The sequence below is a fragment of the Bradyrhizobium sp. CW1 genome (genome assembly GCF_023100665.1).
Classification (GTDB): Bacteria; Pseudomonadota; Alphaproteobacteria; order Rhizobiales; family Xanthobacteraceae; genus Bradyrhizobium; species Bradyrhizobium canariense_D.
This window is the reverse complement of record NZ_CP064684.1, coordinates 1,759,770-1,780,959: the sequence shown is the minus strand read 5'-3', so window position 1 is coordinate 1,780,959 and position 21,190 is coordinate 1,759,770. Positions and strand designations below refer to the sequence as shown.

19 protein-coding genes and 1 pseudogene are annotated in these 21,190 nt (G+C 63.7%); 7 read left to right on the top strand and 13 right to left on the bottom strand.

Annotated features, from left to right (window positions below; translation table 11 throughout):
- Positions 1–3: 3 nt before the first annotated feature.
- From flgG to motA, 10 genes are all read right to left on the bottom strand, one after another.
- A complete protein-coding gene (flgG, locus tag IVB54_RS08705; protein ID WP_007595892.1) occupies positions 4–792 on the bottom strand; it encodes a flagellar basal-body rod protein FlgG in 789 nt (262 codons plus the stop codon).
- 15 nt (positions 793–807) lie between these two features.
- Positions 808–1,137 (bottom strand): flagellar hook-basal body complex protein FliE, encoded by a 330-nt coding sequence (locus IVB54_RS08700; protein ID WP_018453963.1) that lies wholly within the window; start codon positions 1,135–1,137, stop codon positions 808–810.
- Positions 1,138–1,139: 2 nt separating this feature from the next.
- Positions 1,140–1,556, bottom strand: coding sequence for a flagellar basal body rod protein FlgC (gene flgC, locus IVB54_RS08695; protein ID WP_085385293.1), 417 nt, complete (start codon positions 1,554–1,556; stop codon positions 1,140–1,142).
- Between the two features lie 11 nt (positions 1,557–1,567).
- Positions 1,568–1,948 carry a flagellar basal body rod protein FlgB gene (flgB, locus tag IVB54_RS08690; protein WP_247777166.1) on the bottom strand — a complete coding sequence of 127 codons (381 nt, stop codon included), beginning with the start codon at positions 1,946–1,948 and terminating at the stop codon, positions 1,568–1,570.
- An 85-nt stretch (positions 1,949–2,033) separates the two neighbouring features.
- Positions 2,034–3,119: a flagellar biosynthesis protein FlhB gene (gene flhB, locus IVB54_RS08685; protein WP_247295085.1), complete on the bottom strand. Its 1,086-nt coding sequence runs from the start codon at positions 3,117–3,119 to the stop codon at positions 2,034–2,036.
- 13 nt (positions 3,120–3,132) lie between these two features.
- A complete protein-coding gene (locus IVB54_RS08680) occupies positions 3,133–4,173 on the bottom strand; it encodes a flagellar motor switch protein FliG (protein WP_027570476.1) in 1,041 nt (346 codons plus the stop codon).
- Positions 4,174–4,175: 2 nt separating this feature from the next.
- Positions 4,176–4,556, bottom strand: a complete 381-nt coding sequence (fliN, locus tag IVB54_RS08675; RefSeq protein WP_007595899.1) for a flagellar motor switch protein FliN — start codon at positions 4,554–4,556, stop codon at positions 4,176–4,178.
- 76 nt (positions 4,557–4,632) lie between these two features.
- The gene (locus IVB54_RS08670) at positions 4,633–4,947 is read right to left on the bottom strand and encodes a hypothetical protein (RefSeq protein WP_018453958.1); all 315 of its coding nucleotides are present in this window, start codon (positions 4,945–4,947) and stop codon (positions 4,633–4,635) included.
- Positions 4,928–5,869: a FliM/FliN family flagellar motor switch protein gene (locus IVB54_RS08665; RefSeq protein WP_026232638.1), complete on the bottom strand. Its 942-nt coding sequence runs from the start codon at positions 5,867–5,869 to the stop codon at positions 4,928–4,930. The genes IVB54_RS08670 and IVB54_RS08665 overlap by 20 nt, the downstream gene beginning before the upstream one ends.
- Positions 5,863–6,762 carry a flagellar motor stator protein MotA gene (motA, locus tag IVB54_RS08660; protein ID WP_018453956.1) on the bottom strand — a complete coding sequence of 300 codons (900 nt, stop codon included), beginning with the start codon at positions 6,760–6,762 and terminating at the stop codon, positions 5,863–5,865. Before motA ends, IVB54_RS08665 begins: the two co-directional genes overlap by 7 nt.
- A 142-nt stretch (positions 6,763–6,904) precedes the next feature.
- On the opposite strand from motA, the gene IVB54_RS08655 reads away from it, so the two are divergent.
- From IVB54_RS08655 to IVB54_RS08640, 4 genes are all read left to right on the top strand, one after another.
- A complete protein-coding gene (locus tag IVB54_RS08655) occupies positions 6,905–7,693 on the top strand; it encodes a DUF1217 domain-containing protein (protein ID WP_247295089.1) in 789 nt (262 codons plus the stop codon).
- Positions 7,694–7,696: 3 nt separating this feature from the next.
- Positions 7,697–8,425, top strand: coding sequence for a flagellar basal-body rod protein FlgF (flgF, locus tag IVB54_RS08650; RefSeq protein ID WP_007595915.1), 729 nt, complete (start codon positions 7,697–7,699; stop codon positions 8,423–8,425).
- A 35-nt stretch (positions 8,426–8,460) separates the two neighbouring features.
- Positions 8,461–9,786 carry a flagellar protein export ATPase FliI gene (fliI, locus tag IVB54_RS08645; RefSeq protein ID WP_247777165.1) on the top strand — a complete coding sequence of 442 codons (1,326 nt, stop codon included), beginning with the start codon at positions 8,461–8,463 and terminating at the stop codon, positions 9,784–9,786.
- A gap of 845 nt (positions 9,787–10,631) precedes the next feature.
- Positions 10,632–11,267 (top strand): MarR family transcriptional regulator, encoded by a 636-nt coding sequence (locus tag IVB54_RS08640; RefSeq protein WP_026232636.1) that lies wholly within the window; start codon positions 10,632–10,634, stop codon positions 11,265–11,267.
- Between the two features lie 1,357 nt (positions 11,268–12,624).
- On the opposite strand, the gene IVB54_RS08635 is transcribed toward IVB54_RS08640, so the two are convergent.
- Entirely contained in the window at positions 12,625–14,199 is a 1,575-nt protein-coding gene (locus tag IVB54_RS08635) for a porin (protein ID WP_085357572.1), read from the bottom strand.
- A gap of 505 nt (positions 14,200–14,704) precedes the next feature.
- Between IVB54_RS08635 and IVB54_RS08630 the strand changes: the two genes are divergently transcribed.
- The gene (locus IVB54_RS08630; protein WP_018453949.1) at positions 14,705–15,184 is read left to right on the top strand and encodes a MarR family transcriptional regulator; all 480 of its coding nucleotides are present in this window, start codon (positions 14,705–14,707) and stop codon (positions 15,182–15,184) included.
- 95 nt (positions 15,185–15,279) lie between these two features.
- On the opposite strand, the gene IVB54_RS08625 is transcribed toward IVB54_RS08630, so the two are convergent.
- On the bottom strand, positions 15,280–16,362 hold the full coding sequence (locus tag IVB54_RS08625; RefSeq protein ID WP_247295684.1) for an alpha/beta hydrolase: 1,083 nt from the start codon (positions 16,360–16,362) through the stop codon (positions 15,280–15,282).
- 853 nt (positions 16,363–17,215) lie between these two features.
- Here IVB54_RS08625 and IVB54_RS08620 point away from each other — a divergent pair.
- Positions 17,216–18,279, top strand: a pseudogene (locus tag IVB54_RS08620) (2-dehydropantoate 2-reductase N-terminal domain-containing protein).
- A gap of 282 nt (positions 18,280–18,561) precedes the next feature.
- Positions 18,562–20,064, top strand: a complete 1,503-nt coding sequence (locus tag IVB54_RS08615) for an ATP-binding protein (RefSeq protein ID WP_247295680.1) — start codon at positions 18,562–18,564, stop codon at positions 20,062–20,064.
- Positions 20,065–20,077: 13 nt separating this feature from the next.
- Here IVB54_RS08615 and IVB54_RS08610 read toward each other — a convergent pair whose 3' ends face one another.
- Positions 20,078–21,109 (bottom strand): HoxN/HupN/NixA family nickel/cobalt transporter, encoded by a 1,032-nt coding sequence (locus IVB54_RS08610; protein ID WP_247777501.1) that lies wholly within the window; start codon positions 21,107–21,109, stop codon positions 20,078–20,080.
- Positions 21,110–21,190 lie beyond the last annotated feature (81 nt).

Here is a 21,190-nt window from a genome sequence, read left to right as displayed (position 1 = left end):
GAACTAGCGCATGCCCTTCGAGACCGTCTGGGCCATTTCATCCGAGGCCTGGATCACCTTGGCATTCATTTCGTAGGCGCGCTGGGCAGAGATCAACTCGGTGATTTCCTTGACGGGATCGACGTTCGAGGCTTCGAGATATTGCTGGTTGATCTTGCCGTAGCCGGAATCGCCGGGCAGCCCGACGACCGGCGTGCCGGACGCCGTGGTCTCGCGATAGAGATTGCTGCCCAGCGGTTCGAGCCCGGCCTCGTTGGCGAAATTGGCGAGATTGAGCTGCCCGATTTGCCTCGGGTTCACTTCCGTATCCAGCTTGGCGAACACCTGTCCGGTCTGGTTGACCGTGACCTGGACCGTTCCCTGCGGCACCGTGATTGCCGGATCCAGCAGATAGCCGTCGGTCGTGACGAGCTGACTATTGGCATTGGTGTTGAACGAACCCGCGCGGGTATACTGCACCTCGTTGTTCGGACCGAGCACCTGAAACCAGCCGCGGCCGTTGATCGCCATGTCGTAGGGATTGCCGGTCTGCGTGAGCGCGCCCTGGATATGCAGCTTGCGGATTGCCGCCGACTTGACCCCGAGGCCGAGATTGGCGCCTTCCGGAATCGGCGACGAGCCGCTGGTGTTCGCAACGCCCTGCATGCGGTCCATCTGGTAGAACAGATCGGTGAACTCGGCACGCGCCCGCTTGTACGAGGTCGAGTTGATGTTGGCGATGTTGTTGGCGATGACTTCGATGTTGGTCTGTTGGGCGTTCATGCCCGTGGCCGCGATGGCAAGCGATTTCACAGCGTCACTCCTTGATCAGATCGACATCCGAACGACTTCCTGGTAGGCCTGCACGACCTTGTCGCGAACTGCGACCGCCGTCTGCAAGGCCTGCTCGGCCGACATCAGCGCCTCGACGACGCGCCGCGTCGATTCCTTGCCCTGCATCGCCGAGACCGAGGCCGCCTCGCCCGCCTTCAGCGTCCCGATCGCGTCCGTCGTCACTTGTTTCATGACCGATTCGAATCCGACGTCGCCACCGGACTGAATCGCGGGCGTCGCCGCCGGCGAGATGGCCTGCGTCTCGGTCGCGCGGCTTGCCGCTTGCCCGGCCGAAATCGCCGTGGATGAAATCGCTTCAAGCATTGTCAGCTCCTCAGCAGGTCGATGGTCATGCCCAGCATCGACCTCACCTGTTTCACGACCTGCAGATTGGCTTCATAGGAGCGGTTGACTTCCCGCATGTCCGCCATCTCGATCATCATGTTGACGTTCGGCAGCTTGACGTAGCCGGCCTTGTCGGCGGCGGGATGCCCCGGCTCGTACTCCACGCGGTAAGGCGTGGTGTCGACCCCGATTTCCTTGACCTTCGCCAGCTGCGCGCCCGAGGCGCGGTCCATCGCGGCGTCGAAGGTGATCGTCTTGCGTTGATAGGGATCGGCGCCGGCTGAGCGCCCTGTCGACGTCGCGTTGGCGAGGTTCTCCGAGACGATGCGCATGCGCGTCGACTGCGCTTCGAGCCCGGAGCTCGCGACCGTCAACGAGGATTGCAATGAGTCCAGCATGTCAGTTCACCTCAGGTCTTCGCGCTCGACAGCAGCATGCGGTGAAACGACCGCACGATCGCCGAGTTCATCGAGTAATCGCGACTGATGTCGCTGCCCTTGATCATTTCCTGCTCGAGACTGACGGAGTTGCCGGAGTGAACCACATCCCAGCTGTCCTTCTTCGCAGTCGCCCGCGTGTCGCTCTCGGCTGGGGAGAGCTGCAGGTGCGACGGCGACGTGGTCGCCAGTCTCACCGGCATGCCGTCGAGCACCTTGTTGAAGGGTTCGACGTCGCGCGCCTTGAAGCCCGGCGTGTTGGCGTTGGCGACGTTGGTGGCGATCGTCGATTGGCGGAGCTCGAGGTATCGCGCCTGCGACGATGCGAGTTCGAAGAGATAGAGCGGTCCCACGGCAGCACCATTCTGGTTCAGACGGTGTAACCTTAGGGTCGCAAGCTTTCGTCAGGCTGATGGAAGGGACGCCGTCCTCGGAATTCTACTGGACCTTCTCGGACTGCGGCGTCTGCTTGGACTGCAGGAAGTAGATGATCTCGGCGACCGGCCGGAAGAACTCCGCCGGAATTACCTGGTCGACCTGAACCGCCTCGTAGAGCGCGCGCGCCAGCGCCTTGTTCTCGATCACCGGAATCCGGTTCTGCTCGGCGACTTCGCGGATCTTCAGCGCAATCACGTCCATGCCCTTCGCCACGACGATCGGCGCCGGATTTTCCTCGCGATTGTAGCGCAGCGCGATCGCGAAATGCGTCGGGTTCGCGATCACCAGCGTCGCGCGCGATGCGGAGGCGATCATGCGCTGGCGCGAGCGGTCGCGCGCCAGCGAGCGCAGGCGCGCCTTGATCAGCGGATCGCCTTCGGCCTGCTTGTGCTCGTCCTTGATCTCCTGCCGCGTCATGCGCAGCTCGCGCCGCCAGTGGAAGCGCGCCCAAGCCAGATCGACCGCGACCAGGACGATGGTCGCGATGCAGATCGCCGAGACGATTCGCATGGCGATGTTGAGAATCATCTCCGGCAGCGCGACCGGATCGGTGTACATCGCCTCGAACGCCTTCGCTTCCGACGAGCGCAGCACGAACGCGACGACGACGGTGACCGCGGCGAGCTTGAACAGCGACTTGGCGAACTCGACAAGGCCCTGCGATCCAAACAGCCGGCTCCAGCCGCCGAGCGGAGAGATTCGCGAAAGGTCCGGCGTGATGCGCTGGAGCACCAGGCTGGGAGCATTTTGCAACAGCGAGGCTGCGAGCCCGAACGCCGCCAGGGTGACGACGAGCGGCGTCAGGAATCGCAGTGCCTGAAGCCCGACCACGATGAGGAGATTCTGGGCGTCGGCCCCGGTGCTGAGAGGGAAGCCGTCGAGATCGTCGAGAAAGCCCGTCAGCATCGGCGTCAATTGCTGCACGCCCTGACCGATCAGGAACGCCTGGATCACCATCAGCGCGGCCATCGAGGCGAAGATGGAAGCCTCCCGAGAGACCGGGATTTTGCCCTGTTCGAGCGCATCGCGGACTTTCTTCTCGGTCGGCTCTTCTGTCTTGCTCTCCTGATCGGTTGTTTCTGCCATGCCCGTTCAGCGGTCAGCGAAAGACCAGCTCATCCTCCTGCTCGGGGTTGAGCTCGATTTCGCCCTTTTCCGCGAGGTCGAGCGCGAGGTCCGTGATCACGCGCCGCGCCTCCAGCACGTCGCGCTGGTTCGACGGTTCGCCAATGGCGAGTTCGTGCTCGACGACCCGGCGGACGCGCGAGGCGACCGAGGACAGGATCATCTCGCGGAAGTGCTTGTCGGTGCCCTTCAGCGCGATCACGATGCGATCGGTCGGCACCTGGTCGAAGATCATGGTGCGCGCCTTCGGCGTCAGGTTGGTGACGTCGTCGAAGGTGAAGAGCAGCTCCTTCAGCACTTCGGCCGACTTCGGCCGCTTCTCCGACAGACTCTTCAGCATGTCCTCGATGTGTCCGCGCTCCATCTTGTTGATGATGTCGGCGACCCGGGCATAGGTGTCCGCGCCGAGGTTGCGGGCGAAGTTCAGCGTCAAATCCTCATGCAGCGTCTTCTCGAGGACCCTCATGGCGTCGTCGACGATCGGCTTGAGACTGAGCACACGCCGCATCAGCTCGTTGCGCAGGCTCGACGGCAGCTGGCTCATGACCTTGGCGGCGCAGGACGGCTTGACCTTGGACAGGATGAGCGCCGCGGTCTGCGGATGCTCCTTGGAGAGGTAGCTTGCCAGCGAGTTTTCCGACACCGACGAGACGCGGTCCCACACGGACCGGCTCGAATTGCCGAGCAGGTCCGACATGATGGCCGACACCTGGTCGGCCGGAAGCACGTCGCCGAGCACGGCTTCCAGGCCACCGAGGGTGCCGAGGATGTTGGCGCCCATCGAGAATTGCTGGGCGAACTCCTCGACGATCGCTTCCAGTTCCTGCGCCGTGATCGGCCGCAGCTCGGCCGCAGCCTTTGTCACGGTGCGGATATCCTGCGGCTCGAACTGCGCGAGCACGCTGGCGGCCGCCTGCCGGCCCATGGCGAGCAGGAGTGCCGCGACCTTCTCCGTTCCGCCCAGCGTGGCGACGCCGCGCTGCTTGATGGGAGCCATGCCGACCTGTGCGGCCATGGTCAGGTATCACCCTGTCCCAACGGCCCGACAATTTCGGTGAGCGAGACGCCGAAGCGGGAATTGTCTTCTTCGACCACGACGACCTCGCCGCGGGCGACGACGCGACCGTTGACGACGACGTCGACGGGTTCGCCGACCCGGTGGTCGAGCGGAACCACCGCGCCACGGCCGAGCTTCATCAGGTTTGCCACCGGAATGGTTGCCGATCCCAGCACCACCTGCATGGTCACGGGAATGCGCAGGATCGCATCGACATTGGCGAACTTGCCGGTCTCCTCCGCAGTGCGCGCGGCGATCTCCGCCAGCCGCTCCAGCGGAGATGTCTCCGTATGCCCCTCGTCGGACGCCGATGCTGACTCATAGTCGAAGGATTGCGCCATTTGGTATCGCCTCTTGGTATTTCCGCTCCCGGAGCGCCGCGACGTTCCGATCGTATTTATTCCGCCGGCTTCGGCTTCAATGCTTGTTCACGTCGGCGCCGCCCGCGGTCGCCGCGGATGCGAGTCCGCTCCTCGCATCGAGCGCCGCGATCGCCTCGTGGGCCTGGTCGATCTTCGTGCTCAGCACGTTGGCGAGCCGCCCGAGATTTGCGGTGGAATCATGCGCCGCGGTGATGACCGTGTCGAACGCGCCCGCCGTCTCCTGGACGATGGTCGAGAACTCGCCCTGGTAGCTGCGCAACCGCGCCAGCTCGCGATGCATCCGGGTCACCCGCATGCTGGTGAAGGCGAGCGCGATCAGCAGCACGGCATCAACGAGATAGGATATCATCGACGAACTCCCGTTTCTGATCGACGGGATCTGCCACCTGCATGGCGTAATAGCCATCAAGCTGGCCGATCTGACACCAGAACAGCACCTGGTTGTTGCTCTCGAGCCGAGCCAGCGTGCGCGGCGTGGCTTCGAGCTCGAGCACCTGTCCCACCTGGAACTTCACGACGTCGCCCAGCGAAATCATCTTCTCGTCCAGCACGGCGCTCAGCGTCACCTCGGTGCGGTGAACCTCGGTCTCCATCTGCTCGCGCCAGCGCGGATCGGCCGCGCGGCCGTCGCTGACGACGACGGTCGCGAGCTTTTGCCTGAGCGGGTTGAGCGCGGAATGCGGGATGATGAGGAACATCTGACCGCCGCGGTAGAGCGCCTGCAGCATGATGTTCGCGCAGATCGACATGTTGCCGCTCCGCCCGATCGCCAGCGACGCCATGGCGGTCTCGACCCGCTCGACGCGGAAGGTGACGTTGGAGGTGCCGGCGAAAGCGGATTGCAGCGCCTTGGCGAACCGCTCGAACAGCGCCTGGACCAGGCGGATCTCGATGTTCGAGAAGCTGCGCTCGACGTCGAGCGGCGGTTCGGCGCCATCGGAGCCGAACATCGCTTCGACCATGGTGAACACGAAGTCGCGGTCGAGCATGATGATGATGCGGGAGTCCCACTGCTCGGCATAGAGCACCGCCGCAACCGCGTTGGCCTCGTAGTCCTTGATGATGTCGCCGACACGGTCGTTGGTGATGCCGTTGACCGAGAAATAGCATGGCGTTCCAGCCATCGGCTGCAGGCTGTCCGTGCACGATGCCGCCATGCGATCGAAGATCACATTGAGCATCGGCATGCGCTCGATCGAAATGCCGGCGGCGTCCAGCAGATAGTTCGGCAGCGGCTTGCGCTGATCGATTTCGAGGGCTTCCATCATGATGCGCGCGCAGCCTTCGGTTCAACCTCGGTCACGACAGCCTTGGGGCCCGCGATCGTCTCGTTCTCGACGACGTCGATCGAGGGCCGCTCGGGGCTCGCGATCATCTTGCGGCCGTGCTCGACGGCGATCTGCGGCATGGCGCCGTTCATGAACGCCAGCAGCGTCTGCTTGACGATGATGTAGGGCCGGCAGCGCTTCTCGCGCGTCATCTTCACCTTCATCGCGAAGGGCGAAATGATCCCGTAGGACAGGAAAATACCGGCAAAGGTGCCGACGAGGGCGGCCCCGATGAAGCCGCCCAGCAGCTTCGGGGACTGGTCAAGCGCGCCCATGGCCTTGATGACGCCGAGCACCGCGGCGACGATGCCGAGCGCAGGCAGCGCCTCCGAGACCACCACCAGCGCGTGGTAGGGCGCCAGCTTGCTCTTCACGATGGTGTGGATCTCCTCGTCCATCAGCGCTTCGATCTCGTGCGTTCGCGCGTTACCCATGATGATGAGGCGGACGTAGTCGCAGATGAACTGGAGCAGCGACGGATCTCCGAGCACGCTCGGGTACGCCTTGAAGATCTCGGAGGACGCGGGATCGTCGATATGCGCCTCGACCTCGTTGCGGCCCTTGCCCCGCAGCTCCCGCATCAGCGCGTGCAGCGCACCGAGCAGATCGAGATAGTAGCGCTGACCTGGCACCGCTCCCGTCACCGCCTGCACGCAGGCAAGCCCGGTATCCGCGACCGTCTTCCAGGGATTGGCCATGATGAAGGTGCCGGCCGCGGTGCCCATGATGATCACGAACTCCCACGGCTGCATCAGCACGCCCAGATGCCCGCCCATGGCGGCAAATCCGCCCAGCAGTGCCGCTACCGTGATGACGATCCCCACGAAACTGCCCAACGCGCCGCTCCATCACCGATCCCATCGGGAATATCTAGTTGGCGAGCCTTGCGCGAGGCTGGCTTCCCCCTCGCCAGCCTCGCGCAAGCGATTCACGGCAGCTTGGGACGACGTCGCGAGAGCGGCCAGAGGGGCGCGTGTCATGCTATCCACCATCGCGGACTACACCAGACTGACCAAGGACATGGGCAAGTCGCTGACACAGGTCGCGACGCAGCCGGACGTCAGCCGTGACACCGATTATTTCCTCAGCCACATCGGCAACGTGAAGACCATCGACGACTTCCTGAAGGACTATCGTCTCTACTCCTACGCGATGAAGGCATATGGCCTCAGCGAGATGACCTATGCCAAGGCGTTCATGCGCAAGGTGCTGACCGAGGGTATCGCGGACAACAAGACCTTCGCCAACAAGCTGACCGATACCCGCTATCGGCAATTCGCGGCCGCCTTCAATTTCGCCGCCCTCGGCGACAAGGCGACCCAAACCGCCGCGGCCACGACCGGCACGGCGACCCAATACGTTACGCAGACGATGGAGGAGAAGGCCGGCGACCAGAACGAGGGCCTGCGGCTGGCGCTCTATTTCACGCGCAAGGCCTCCACGATCACCAATTCCTACCAGATCCTCGCGGACAAGGCGATGACGCAAGTGGTGCAGACGGCGCTCGGCCTGCCGTCGACGATCAGCTCGGCTGATATCGATGCCCAGGCCAAGATGATCACGAGCAAGATCAAGCTCACCGATTTCCAGGACCCGGCCAAGGTCGCCAAATTCGTGCAGCGCTTCGCGGCGATGTGGGATGCGACCCAGGCCCAGAGCGACAACTCGACCAACCCGGCGCTGGTCCTGATCGGCGGCGCCACGACGTCGATTGGCATGGATTCCAACGTGCTCACGACACTTCAGAACATCAAGTTCAACAGGTAAATCATGCAATCGGCCCTCTATGTAGGATTGTCGGCGCAGGTCGCTCTCGAAAAACGCCTCCAGACGATCGCCAACAACGTCGCCAACGTCAACACGGCGGCGTTCCGCACCGACGTGGTGAAGTTCGAGACCGTGCTGTCCAAGGCGGGCGCGAACCCGGTCGCCTTCTCCTCGCCCGGCGACAACATCATCTCGCGCGAGATGGGCAGCATCACCGAGAGCGGCAACCCACTCGACGTCGCCGTGGTCGGACAGGGCTGGATCGCCTTCGCCGGTCCGAACGGAACGGTCTATACGCGCGACGGCCGACTCCAGATCGCCGCCAACGGCGACCTTCAGACCGTGTCCGGCTTCCCCGTCATCGATTCCGGCGGCGCGCAGATCACCCTCGATCCGAACGGCGGACCGGTCTCGATCGCGCGCAGCGGCGCGATCACCCAGGACAACAACGAGATCGGCACCATCGGCCTGTTCAACATTCCCGCCGACGCCAATCTCGACCGCTACGGCAATTCGGGCGTCACGCCCAACCGGCCTGCGACCGCGATCGCCGACTTCTCCCGCGACGGCTTCAAGCAGGGCTATGTCGAGGGCTCGGGCGCCAATCCGATGATGGAATTGACGAAGCTGATCGCGGCCTCGCGCGCCTTCGACGGCACCAATTCGATGATCGAGGGCACCGAGAGCTCGCTCCAGAACGCAATCCGGACGCTGGGCGAACCCGGCAAATAGACTGCGCCCGCGCGCAATGAGATTGGACGGTTTCCTTGAACGCTCTTCGGCAACTTGAGTGGGCGCTGCTGGAGCTTCAGCAGAGCACTCCCCTGGCAAGCGTCAGCGGCGCGATCTCCGAGATCGCGTCGACGCATTTCCGCGTCTCCGGCCTGTCGCGCTTCGTCAGGCTTGGCGAGCTGATCGGCGTCAACTCCGGCGGCAAGCCCCAGATCGGCGAGGTGGTGCGGATCGACAGCGAGGGCATCATCGCCAAGCCGTTCGACCGGCAGTTCGCCGGCGGCCTCGGCTCGGTCGCCTACCGGATGCCGCCCCTGTCCTTCGCGCCCGATCCGAGCTGGAAGGGCCGCGTCATCAACGCGCTCGGGGCGCCCCTGGACGGACTTGGCCCTCTCACCCCCGGGTCGCGTCCGGTCTCGGCCGAGGCGGAGGCGCCTTCGGCCATGAAGCGCGCGCGGGTCCACAAGCCGCTGCGCACCGGCGTACGCGTCATCGACCTGTTCGCCCCGATCTGTGCCGGCCAGCGTGTCGGCATCTTTGCCGGCTCCGGTGTCGGTAAATCGACGCTGCTTGCGATGCTCGCCCGCAGCCAGGGTTTTGACACGGTCGTGCTGGCCCTGGTCGGCGAGCGCGGCCGCGAGGTGCGCGAGTTCATCGAGGACGTGCTGGGCGCCGATCGTCACCGCGCCGTCACGATCGTGTCGACGGGAGACGAGAGCCCGATGATGCGGCGACTGGCGCCGAAGACGGCCATGGCGGTCGCCGAATATTTCCGAGACCGGGGCGAATCCGTCCTGCTCATGGTCGATTCGATCACCCGCTTCGCCCACGCCGCCCGTGAAGTGGCGCTCGCCGCCGGTGAGCCCGCGGTCGCGCGCGGCTACGCACCCACCGTCTTTACCGATCTGCCGCGCCTTCTGGAGCGCGCCGGGCCCGGCGAGGAGGGATCCGGGACGATCACCGGTATTTTCTCCGTGCTGGTGGATGGCGACGATCACAACGAGCCGATCGCCGATACCATCCGCAGCACACTCGATGGACACATCGTGCTCTCCAGGCACATCGCCGACCAGGCACGTTACCCGGCGGTGGACGTTCTGGGTTCGGTCTCCCGTCTCGCCCATAACGTCTGGGACCCCGAAGAGCGCGAATTGGTGAGCAAGCTGCGCGCCATGATCGCCAAATACGAGGACACGCGCGACCTTCGCCTGATGGGCGGATACCAGGCGGGACGTGATTCGGGGCTCGACCAGGCGGTCGACATGGTCCCGAGAATCTATGGCGCGATGCGGCAGGACGCTTCGGCTCCCCCAAGCGCCGATCCGTTCCGCGAGCTGCGGGACATGCTCAAGGGCGACTAGCAAGTCTCAGATTGAGTCGGCGCGCGAGGCGCCACGCGATCGCACCTTGCTCGTTGTTTTCGACAGGCGATTGCGCATGCCGCCACGCTTCCAGCGCATGCGCGGCCGTCTCCGGTTTCCGCCGCGATCGCCTACACCATTCGGGTGAGGCTGGCCGCGCCGAATGCGACCGACCGGCGAGTTCTCGACCCAGTTCGGACAACCGCCGCGTGTAATTCCTGTGAGTTCCCTCGGACAATTCTTGGCAGAACGCACAAGTTGTGGATGACATGCGGACGCACATCGTCGTCCTGCACAAGCTTCGATCAACTTGCATCAACGACAGCCAACGGGCCGTGCAATAAAACCGTCGCATAGTCGCGTGCATGTTGCTCGTGGGACAGCGTATTGCGTTCACCAACATGTGTCCCGAGGAGCGAGATTGTCTTGAACGTTACATTCGCCTGCGACGACATCCTGTCTGCGAGATGGTCTCTACTTGATTTTGTTGAGAAGGTCATTCATCGTTTCGTCGGAAGATAAGAAACGTCTGCGTATGACTTGAACCTTAGGGGCTTCGGTTGAACTACTCCGATCCATCGTCTGGTGGCGACGGCTATTCGGGCTCCCGTGCGACGACGCCGCGAATGGCATATCCACAGCAACACCGCCTCCCACGCCATAGCTTGCAGTGCTCATCAGTCCAGGTCGGGCGCCGGGCAGGCCGTGCCTTCACGCGAGAGAAGAGCACGGTGCATGTGTCGGACGTTGCCGGTGGTCCGGCTTCTCGCAAACGGCTCGTGCGCAACGGCGGAAGGCGGCTCCGGAGCGCCGCAGACGTGACTCCCGGGGCAAGGTAGGAATTCATGCCATTGGCAAGAGAAGCCGTGGAGCTGCTGGTTCAGGCAGCGAGGGCTTGGTATTTCGAAGGCGATCAGCATGGGTTGCGCGATCGGGAATGGATGGCGCTGCGCTTTCTCGGCCGCGCCAACAGGTTTTCGCGCACGCCCTCCGCGCTCGCCGGCTTCATCGGCGCCACCAGGGCGACTGCATCGCAGATCGTGAAGACGCTGGAGAGCAAGACCTTCCTGGTGCGAAAGCCGTCGCACGAAGACAAGCGTTCTGTCGTGCTGCACGTCACTGCGCAGGGCGAGAAGTGCCTGAGCCAGCACGATCCGGTCAATCACGTGCTGAACGCGGTCACGGCGCTCGGACCCGACGAGTGCGTCAGGCTGCGCGATTCGCTGCGCGAGATCCTCAATCATCTCGACGCGGCACATCAGCGGCTCGATGCCAGCGTCTGCCGGGACTGCATGTTTCTCGCCGAACGCGGGCCGGGTACCGGCAAGGGACGCGCAACGGCCGAATTCATGTGCCGGCTGTATCGCGCCCCGGTTTCGCTCGAGGAGACTGAACTGCTCTGCACCAGTTTCGAGCGCACCCGCGACCGTCCCAAGATCGAGGAGCATCTCGACCGCGCGCGTGTGGTGAACCAGGGGTGAGGCACGCGTAAATTTCCGCGCGGTGGCGATCTCTGAAAGGCGCACAGAGCCTCTCATGTTCCGGACAAGCTGCAACGCGCAAAGCGTGTCGAAGACGCGCGTAAACGCGCTTATGGCGCTGCTGCGCAGAACCGGGACCAGGGCGACACGGCGTAATGCGGCGAGATGGGCCCCGGCTCTGCAGCCGCACCGCAAAAGCGCTGCGCTGCGTCCAGGGCACGAGAACGGAGTGTGGCGCACATTCTCTCCACATCGTCATTGCGAGGGCAGCGACTTGTCCGCCGAAGCTTTAGCGAAGGCGGAAGCAATCCAGAGTCTCTCCGCGGTAAGACTCTGCTTCGCTGCGCTCGCAATGACGGAGGATGAGGCGGCGGCTTCGTCCTCCCAGCACCACTGTCATTCCCCGCGAAAGCGGGGAATCCAGTACGCCGCGGCTTCTCGGTTCAATCATAACTGTCTCGGAATACTGGATCGCCCGGTCAAGCCGGGCGATGACAGGGAGTGTGTAGCCGTAGACACGCCTTCGCGTCCTCGCGGCGTTTCGCCCGAGCTTTGCCTGGTCATTCCACCCTCAAAGCCAAGAGGGCGCAGGGAAGACCGGGTGCCGGCTGGCACCCGCGGTCCGCTGCGCGAAAATGTAGCGCAAGGGAAACCGCACAGCAGCATACAGGTGTAGCCAATCACTCGGCCTTCCCTGCGCGATGGTTGGACGGCTTATGCCGTGCTCTCCCGGGAGCCGAGTTCCTTTTGGCCTCCCTCGTCCCAACGAAAGTCGCCGGCACCGCGCCGGTTGACGCGACTGCCGCATCCGCAAGAGCTTGACCGTAGCAACGACGGCCAGGACCACACGGTTTTGCCGTACGCACGGCTCGCCATTTCGCCGCAGTTTTCCCAGCCCTGTCGACGGAGCCGGAAACTTACAGACGAGACGAAGCCTAGCAGCGCCGCTCGTCGGAACGAAGCCTTGGGCTCACGGAGAGCAATCCGCCCTGCCCTTGGCCTCTCGCACCCGAACGCTGCCGCGTCCACCGCAAGCCCGGCTCGCGAACATGACGACCACAAGATCGCCCCTCAAGGATGAGCCGGGATGGACGACACATACGCCATTTCCGAATTTCGGTAAAGCGGAATATTTTTGTGAGAGCGGATTGACACGGGGGCGACACAGGCGCGGTCCCGTGGCCCGGATGAAGCGAAGCGTGATCCGGGAAGGTGCCGGACGCAGCGCGAGCAGCCCCCGGATCACGCTTGCGCTCCATCCGGGCACCGGGGCTTCGCCGCCCTATATCATCTGCCTTGCGCAAAAAAACACCCGGCGGTTTCCCGCCGGGTGTTCGTTCATGTGTTTCGATAGATTTTACCAGTTGCGCTGAGCGCGGAGGATCATGGCGACCGAGTCCTGATCCTTCAGCTCGTAGGCCGCGGTCGGCTTGGCGGTCGCGACGCTCGGGGAGGCGCCAACCGTACCAGAATACTTCTGATCGAGATGGGTCCAGGACACGTCCGCCGAGAAGGTCAGGTTCTTGACCGGGGTCCACCGGGTGACGACACCTAGCTGGCCGATCGCGAAGTCCGGGTTGCAACCCGTCACACCTGCCAGGGCTCCGAACACACCGGCGCCGCCGCCGGCGCCGCAGATGGTGGTCTTGGCCAGCGTGCCGAACTGGGCCTGAGCGTAAGCACCGTACAGCGAGGAGTTCCAGTTGGGATCCCAGTTGTGGGTGTAAGCGCCACGGAAGCCCCAGGTCTTGACGGTTTCCTGCGAGCTACCGGTCACGTACACCGTGTCAGGAGCATTGGCGAAGCCAACGCTCTGGTAGGCAACACCCGAGCTACCGAACAGCGAGTAGCTGCTGCCCGACAGGTTCTGGAAGTTGTAGCGGGTCGCGCCGTCGGTGTAGACGCCCTGGATGTTGATCGTGTCACCCGCGCCGGTCGGGATGTTCTTGATCGACAAAGCGAGCTGAACAGCCCAACCCCATTTGTCGTCGGGATGGCCGGTGGCTTCGGTCGCGCCGTAATAGGCGACATGGTTGTCATGCGCAGCCACTGACGCCTGGAAGAGACCCCAGGCCTGATCGACACGCACCTGACCGACGAGGTTCGGCGAACGCGAGCCGCCGAGGGCGTTGGTGCCGTACGAACCGCCGATGATGCCACCTGCGGTCGCGCCGGTCATGTTGAGGTTGCCGGCCTGATAGTAGGCCGTCGCATCTTCAGCGGAGAACGATGCCGTGACGCCCTGGCCGAAGTCGGCGGTGTATGTGAACTGGGTGACGCCAGTAACGGTGCCGCTGCCGCCGACGAGGTTGTCGGTGATGTTGCCGGGATAGTTGGTCCAGGGCGCGTCGAACTGCGACACGGCCTTACCCATCGTGAAGCCGGCGAACTGGATGAAGGCGTAGTATACGCCGAGCGCACCGGCCGAGGTATTGCCGTCGGTGCCGTTGACGTTGCCGCTACCCGAACCGACGAGGCCTGTGCCCGCAGCGTTGAGACCGAGCGTACCGCTGTACTGGGTGCCACCCGTTGCCGAACCGGTGCCCGAATAGTTGCCGGTCGTCCAGGTAAAGACGCCGTCGAAGAACGTGCGGACCACGCCGTATTCGGTCGCGGTGCGGGTGTCGATGTTGAGGTCTTCACGAGCGCGGAAGGTGTAGTAGTTCATCAGGCGGTTGCGTGCACCGGCAACACCGCTCTGGTTCGGGTTGAAGTCCGAATTGGTATTGAGGTTCGCATCGGCACGCAGGTAACCACCGAGCTTGATGCAGGTGTCGGTGCCCGGGATGTAGTAGAAACCGGCGCCGTACAGCGAGCAGATCTTCACGTATTCGACCGCCTTGGCCTTCACGGGAAGATCGGCAGCGAACGCCCCGGAGGCGGCCATCAGGCCGGCAGCCGAGCCGAGAAAGAGTGTCTTCGTCAACTTCATTAGTAAACCTCCAGGTCGGTTCAGGGGGCTCGGGTCCTCGGTGGACGCCGCTTTACCCTCTCAATTTCCGTTCAATTCAGGCCCGCACCGAAGGTTCGGACTGAAACGACAGCGAGGTGCCCCCTCCGTCGCGGCTTCACATATAGTTTATAAAAACAATGGTCTCAATTTATTGCTTTGATGAATCGACACTTCGGGTCGCGATGTGGCTTGAGGGCAACAGCGGCGATATCACCCCGGAATATCATTGCATACAAGCCAGAAAAGCCCTCAGGGGGCATCCCGAGGGCTTCTTGGAGGTCTCGCATCGCTGTCCGTCGCGTCGGTCAAGAGCAGCGAAATAGAGTGCGATAATCGATAATGAAATTAATTGTTCTTTGCAAGTAATAATTGGGCCTACGATTTCTTCCGCGCGGTATCTCCCCTTTGGTCGGCGCGCGATTTTCGAGACGCTTCCAAGATATCCCATTAAGGATAGGCAAGGGATAAACGGGGAGGGAGCCACATGATCGAGAAGAAACTCGACAGGGCGATTACGGACTTCATCTGGAACGTCGTCGAAATTCATTCCCAGCTGGAGGACATCCACACCAGCTGGGCCGGACTGCTGGGCATTACCGAGCCGCAGTGGCTGATCCTGATGGCCATCACCGAACTGGACCAGGGGCGAGGTGTCGCGGGAATCGACATCGCGAACAAGCTGCGCGTCCACCCCGCCTTCGTCACCAACCAGACCAAGAGTCTCGAAAAGGGCGGCTTCCTGTCGCGACGGCCGGCCGCAGACGACGCACGCTACGTCCTGATGTCGCTGACGGCGAAAGCAACGACGGAGATTGAAAAACTGTCGAAGAGAAAGCTCGCCTTGAACTCGACCATGTTCAACGAGCTCGACGAGAAGACCTTGGCCGACCTGAATGCCGCGCTCGCAACGATTGCCAAGAATGCCCGGCTGGCCGCACGGTTGCTGGCCATCGACGCTTCCTGACTCCCTGACGTCAGGCGCGGAACGCGCGCCTCGATTCATCCCCAATCTCTCCTCGCCTTCCCAATCTTTTCTCGCCTTCCCAATCTCTTGGCGCCTTAGAGGTAGGTCACGGAATCCAGCTGGCGGGCAATTCCAAGTTTGCTGTCGAGCCATTCGAAAATGAAATCGTCCACCGCGATGAAATTCTCGACCTCGCCCAGAGGGTGCGGAATGCAGTTCGGCACGACGGTCGCGCAATCGGCTCCGGCCTGCCGATAGCCGGCTTGCAGTTCGAGAGCATCCTCCTCCCAAACCATTGAGCGGCTCCCGACGACCATCAGAAGCGGGCAAGGTATCCGACACAACGGCAGCAACGAACCCGTCGAGGGCCCGTCACGGACCGCCTGCTCGACGCCGATCATCCAGCGCAGCGATGCCCGGCGCATGACCGGCGTCGCAATGCCGCCGTCGCACACGGCGGCAGCCATTCTGCGATCCACGAGGGCAAGACGGGATGCGTGACTGGCGGCCGCCCCCTCGCCGTAGACCGCGATCTGCTGCGAATCGACGTCCGGACGAGCTTCCAGGTAATCCAGCCAGCATTGAAGAATATGCGCCGGCTTGAAGGGGCTAAAACCGGATGAATCGCCGGCATCAACGAACAGGAGTGACACGTTCCGTCGCCCTGAAGCCGGCAACAGCCTGCTCATCATCGAGCCGAGGGTGATGTCCTCGTCGCTGACGCAGATAACTGCGGGTGCGAAAGACCGATCGGGGAACGCCGGCAGAAAGTAGCCCGCAAGCGAGCCTTGATCAGAGCAGTCGATCTCCACACGCTCGATCGCCGAACCGGCGTCCTCCTCGAAGCCCCTCAGGCAGAGTCTGACCTTGTCTACGAGGTCGGTACCCCCGGGATCTCCGGGCCAAGACAGGTTCCTCGCGACTTCAAGGGCCGTCAGCGAGCACAGCCACGCTTCCCGCGCGATCTGAGCTGAACTGGTTACGCGTGCCGATTCGGCGAATATCCGGTACTCGCCTGAGATCCTCAACCACTCCGAAATCCACCGATGCCTGTGCGCCTCGCGCACGAGTTCCCCGACGGACAAGCTTTCAAAAAAATGAGACGCACGTTTTCGCAAGCACGCCAGGCTTCGACCGGCGCCGTCGCACGTGCCGTGAGGCCAATGATCATCTTCCATGTCCGTCCCCGAACGGCGCGTCGGCGGTTGCTTGGACTCGGCGCAGCGCTGTCAGCGCAACGCCCTGCATGTCTGCTCGATGCGATGTCACGCGTGCGTGATCGCGCTTGCGTCTGCCGTCCCGATGATCGTTCCGTTTTCCCTTCGCGGGCGGGGGCACTGGACCGGACGGACTACAGTCCGAACGAACCGGTCGCAAAACAAGTCGCACGCCGACTCCAACTCAATCGTCACGTCTCAGCTCCGTTGCTGATACACAGTTTAGGCCCCGCACCACTCTGCCATTCTTTGCTGTCCCGCGTTTGCAGTTTTTTGTTGCGGTGGACGACTAAAATTGGAGCTCATTTAACGAGGGAGAAGGCATCACCTGTGTCGGCTTCCATCATGATTCCTCATGACGCCGATCCGGCGCGCCACCAATCACGCCAGCGATAAAAATGCGGCGGGTTACCGCCTGATCGATGCCGACGGCCTTCGCCAAAGGACTTTCCGCTAGTCAATGTCGCAGGAAAACCGGCGCGACAAAATCCTCGAAGTCGCTCATCCGCACCCGGCGCGCGAGACGTGACGAGGTATGATCGCGTTCTGGGAGAGCCTGGGCGATCGAGATGTGCAACATTTCTTACTTCGGTAAGCCAGTTATTTGAGCAACTCAACGACCCTGCACAACCGCCGCCGGTTTGGCGTCGTCTTGCTTTCGGCGTCAAGCAACACGCCGGGCCGCCCGCTGATCCGCGCCTTGTATCCATTATCCCAGTTGCCATCCCCACGCACTTTGCCTTACATGCCCGCCAAACTCGCCCGCGGCTGACGGCCGGGGCCCAAAAATCACCAATTGTCAAAGGGACGAGACATGGCGCGTAACATCCTGATTCTCGGGGCTTCCTACGGCTCCCTGCTGGGCACGAAGCTGCTGATGGCGGGGCACAACGTGACCCTGGTCTGCCGCGCCAAGACCGCGGAGCTGATCAACCGCGAGGGGACCGAGGTGCGCATCAAGTTGCGTGACGAGGCGGTTCACCGCGCCATCTTCTCGCGCGACCTGCCCGGCAAGCTCGACGCCGTGACGCCGGCCAATGTGGACCTGTCCCGTTACGACATGGTCGGCCTTGCAATGCAGGAGCCGCAATACACCAACCACACGGTGCGCGTTCTCATGGTCAGGATCGCCGCGGCGAAGCTGCCGTGCCTCTCGATCATGAACATGCCGCCGCTGCCCTATTTGAAGCGGATCCCCTCGCTCGCAGACATGGATCTCGAGGAGGCCTACACCAATGCGCAGGTGTGGAGCGCTTCGAGCCGGGGCTGGTGACCCTGTGCTCGCCCGACCCGCAGGCATTCCGTCCGCCGGAAGAGGCTGCGAACGTGCTCCACGTCGGTCTGCCCACGAATTTCAAGGCATCCGTGTTCGCCGACGAGAAGCACAACAAGGTGCTGCGCGAGCTCGAAGCCGACATCGACGCGGTGACCCTCGACGGCCACGACGTGCCGGTGAAGCTGAAGGTGTTCGATTCTCTGTTCGTGCCGCTGGCGAAATGGTCGATGCTGCTGACCGGCAACTACCGCTGCATCACGCCGCACGAGCCGCAGTCGATCCGCGACGCCGTGCACAGTGATCTCGCGCGCTCGCAGACCATCTATGAGCATGTCGACGACATCGCCCGGCGTCTCGGCGCCGATCCGCAGGACCAGGTGCCGTTCGCGAAATACGCCAAGGCTGCCGAGAGCCTGCTGAAGCCGTCGTCGGCCGCGCGCGCGGTGGCCGGCGGCGCACCCTTCATCGAGCGCGTCGACCTGCTGGTCAAGCTGATCTCGCATCAGCTCGGCGCGCCCAATGCAGAGATCGACCGCACCGTCGAGACTGTGGACCTGAAGCTCAACGAGAAGATCGTGCAGGGCGGATCGGGCGCGCTGTAACGGGCCACGATCCCCTTTGCCGGACTTCGCGCATCCATCATTGACTGGGCGCATGCCGAGCGCACGGCGCAATGCCGGTTTCGTACATCAGCGGGGAACTCGCGCAAGCGATAACCCCAGGACGACGATCCGCAAGCCCCCTATCGGCCCGCACTTCTACGGCAATCGAATCACGCCTGAACTCCGCCGTGGGCAACAACGCATGATTCTCGCCATGGCGCTCGACGCGCCGTGGCCGGATTGATAAGCCCCTGTCCGCGAATGATGGGACTTGAGTCGGGCATGACGGTTGCGATCGAGATGGGGCAGACCACGGCGGGCGCCGCGGCGGCCATGGACCTCGAGGAACTGCTGGCGACCCGCCTCCTGGTGCAGGGCAATTCGGGCTCCGGCAAATCGCATTTGCTGCGGCGGCTGCTGGAGCAGAGCGCACCCTGGGTGCAGCAGGCGATCATCGATCCCGAAGGCGATTTCGTCTCCCTGGCGGAGCATTTCGGCCATCTCGTGATCGAGGCCGAGGATCACACCGAACGCGGCCTTCAGGTTGCCGGCGAGCGCGCGCGGCTGCATCGCGTCTCCACCGTGCTCAACCTCGAAGGGCTCGATGCCGAGAACCAGATGCGCCGCGCCGCAGCCTTCCTCGGCGGACTGTTCGACGTGGACCGCGACCACTGGTATCCGATGCTGGTGGTGGTCGACGAGGCGCAGCTGTTTGCGCCTGCGGTCGCGGGCGAAGTCTCTGACGAAGCGCGAAAGCTTTCGCTCGGCGCCATGACCAATCTGATGTGCCGCGGCCGCAAGCGCGGGCTTGCCGGGATCATCGCGACCCAGCGGCTGGCGAAGCTCGCCAAGAACGTCGCGGCGGAAGCGTCCAACTTCCTGATGGGCCGCACCTTCCTCGACATCGACATGGCGCGCGCCGCCGACCTGCTCGGCATGGAGCGGCGGCAGGCCGAATCGTTTCGCGATCTCGAACGCGGACAATTCATGGCGCTCGGCCCCGCGCTGTCACGCCGGCCGCTGCGTTTGAACATCGGCGCGACCGAAACCCAGCCGCGCAATTCCACGCCGCGGCTGATGCCGATGCCCGAAGCCGCACTCGAAAATATGCGCGCCGTGATCCTGGCCGCGCCGCCGCCCGATGCCAGCCGGCCGCAGCGCCGGCCCGCGCCCGATCTGCTCGAGCAGCTCCGCGCCGCGAAGGCTGCCGCACCGGAGATCGGCCCCGAAATAATCGAGGTCCCGATTAGTGCCGAAGAGCTCGCTGAACGGCGCGAACGCGTGGATCGGACCCTTCGTGCCGTGCTCGCCGCGCCCGATGCCGGTTTCCGCGCGGTGGGCGTGCTGTACCAGGAGTTCGTGGTCCGCTGCCGCATCGAGGGCCTCGGCTCGGCGGTGCCCGACCTCACCGAATTCCGCCGCATGCTGACACGCGCACGCGCCGGGCTCGGCGCCGAGCATGCCGAGGACGACGCTTGGCAGGACGTGTCGCTGCGCGCCTCGATCCTGCCCGACGACATGCAAGGCGTGTTCATGATGATCGCGCGCGCGGCGAAAGAAGGCTGGCCCTGCCCCGGCGACGCCGCGATCGCCCGCGCCTACGGCTCGCATTCGCTGCGCCGGGCTCAGCGCCTGCTCGGCTACATGGAAGAGCAGGGCCTGATCGTCTGCCAGCTCGACGGCGCCGGCCGCAGGTTCGTGACGCTGGTGGAATTGGCGTGGGCCACCGCGCCGGGCGATCCCAATGCCGACGACCTGCCGGCGGAGAGCGCAGCTTCGGCTTGAGCCCACGATTGACTCACGCTGTCTCGGTAGCATCGACGCCCACCAGCACATCGGGCGTGCGCCGCCGCTCGAGCGCGAATAGCCTGCGATAGAGCATGACCGAAACCAGCCATGCAATCGCGAATAGCGCGACCACGGCGAAGCCGACGTTCGCGAGTGAATCGTTGAGGCCGTCGACCAGCGTCCACACACCGCCAGACAGGCCGAGCCGATCCCCGATCAGGCCAAGCGCCTCAATGCCGCCGATGAACAGCGCCACCGCGACCGAGGCACCGGTGATCGTGAGGTTGTACCAGAGCTTCCGTAAGGGATCGACGAAGGCCCAACGATAAGCGCTGACCATCAGCGCGGAATCGGCGGTATCGACCAGCGCCATGCCTGATGCGAACAGCGCGGGAAAGACCATGACGTCGGCCAGCGATGCACCAAGCGCGTATTCGCTGGCGGAGATGCTGAGCAGGCCGATCTCGGTGGCGGTGTCGAAGCCGAGGCCGAACAGGAAGCCGAGCGGGTACATATGCGCCGGCTTGGTCACCAGGCGGAACATCGGGCCGAGCAGCCGCGCCAGCAATCCGCGGCTGGCGAGCAGCGCATCAAGCTGCGCGGCGTCGTGGATGCCTTGCGCGCGCGCGATCCGGAACGTCCGCCACAGGCCGGCGAAGATGACCAGGTTGATGGCCGCGATCACCAGCAGGAACAGCGCCGACACCGACGTGCCGATGAAGCCGCCGACGTCCTTGAGCAGGCTGTCGCCGCCAAGGGTCACCAAGCCCAGCGCGAGCAGCATGGTCGCGACCACAACCACGGTGGAATGACCAAGCGCGAAATAGAGACCAACGCTGCGCGGCGCATCGCCGGCCTGCATCAGCTTGCGCACGACGTTGTCGATGGCCGCGATGTGGTCGGCATCGACGGCGTGGCGCAGGCCGAACACCCAGGCAAGCAGCGCGGTCGCCATCACCGTCGGCCGGTCACCGAACGCCGCGAACGCCCAAGCCCACGCCCCGATGTTGGCCGCGATCAACCCGCCGAACAGCAGCATCATTCCGGGGTCGACCGCCCGCAAAGATAATTTCGTCACGCCAATCATTCCGTCCGCTGCACGACCCATCGCACGAGCGGTATG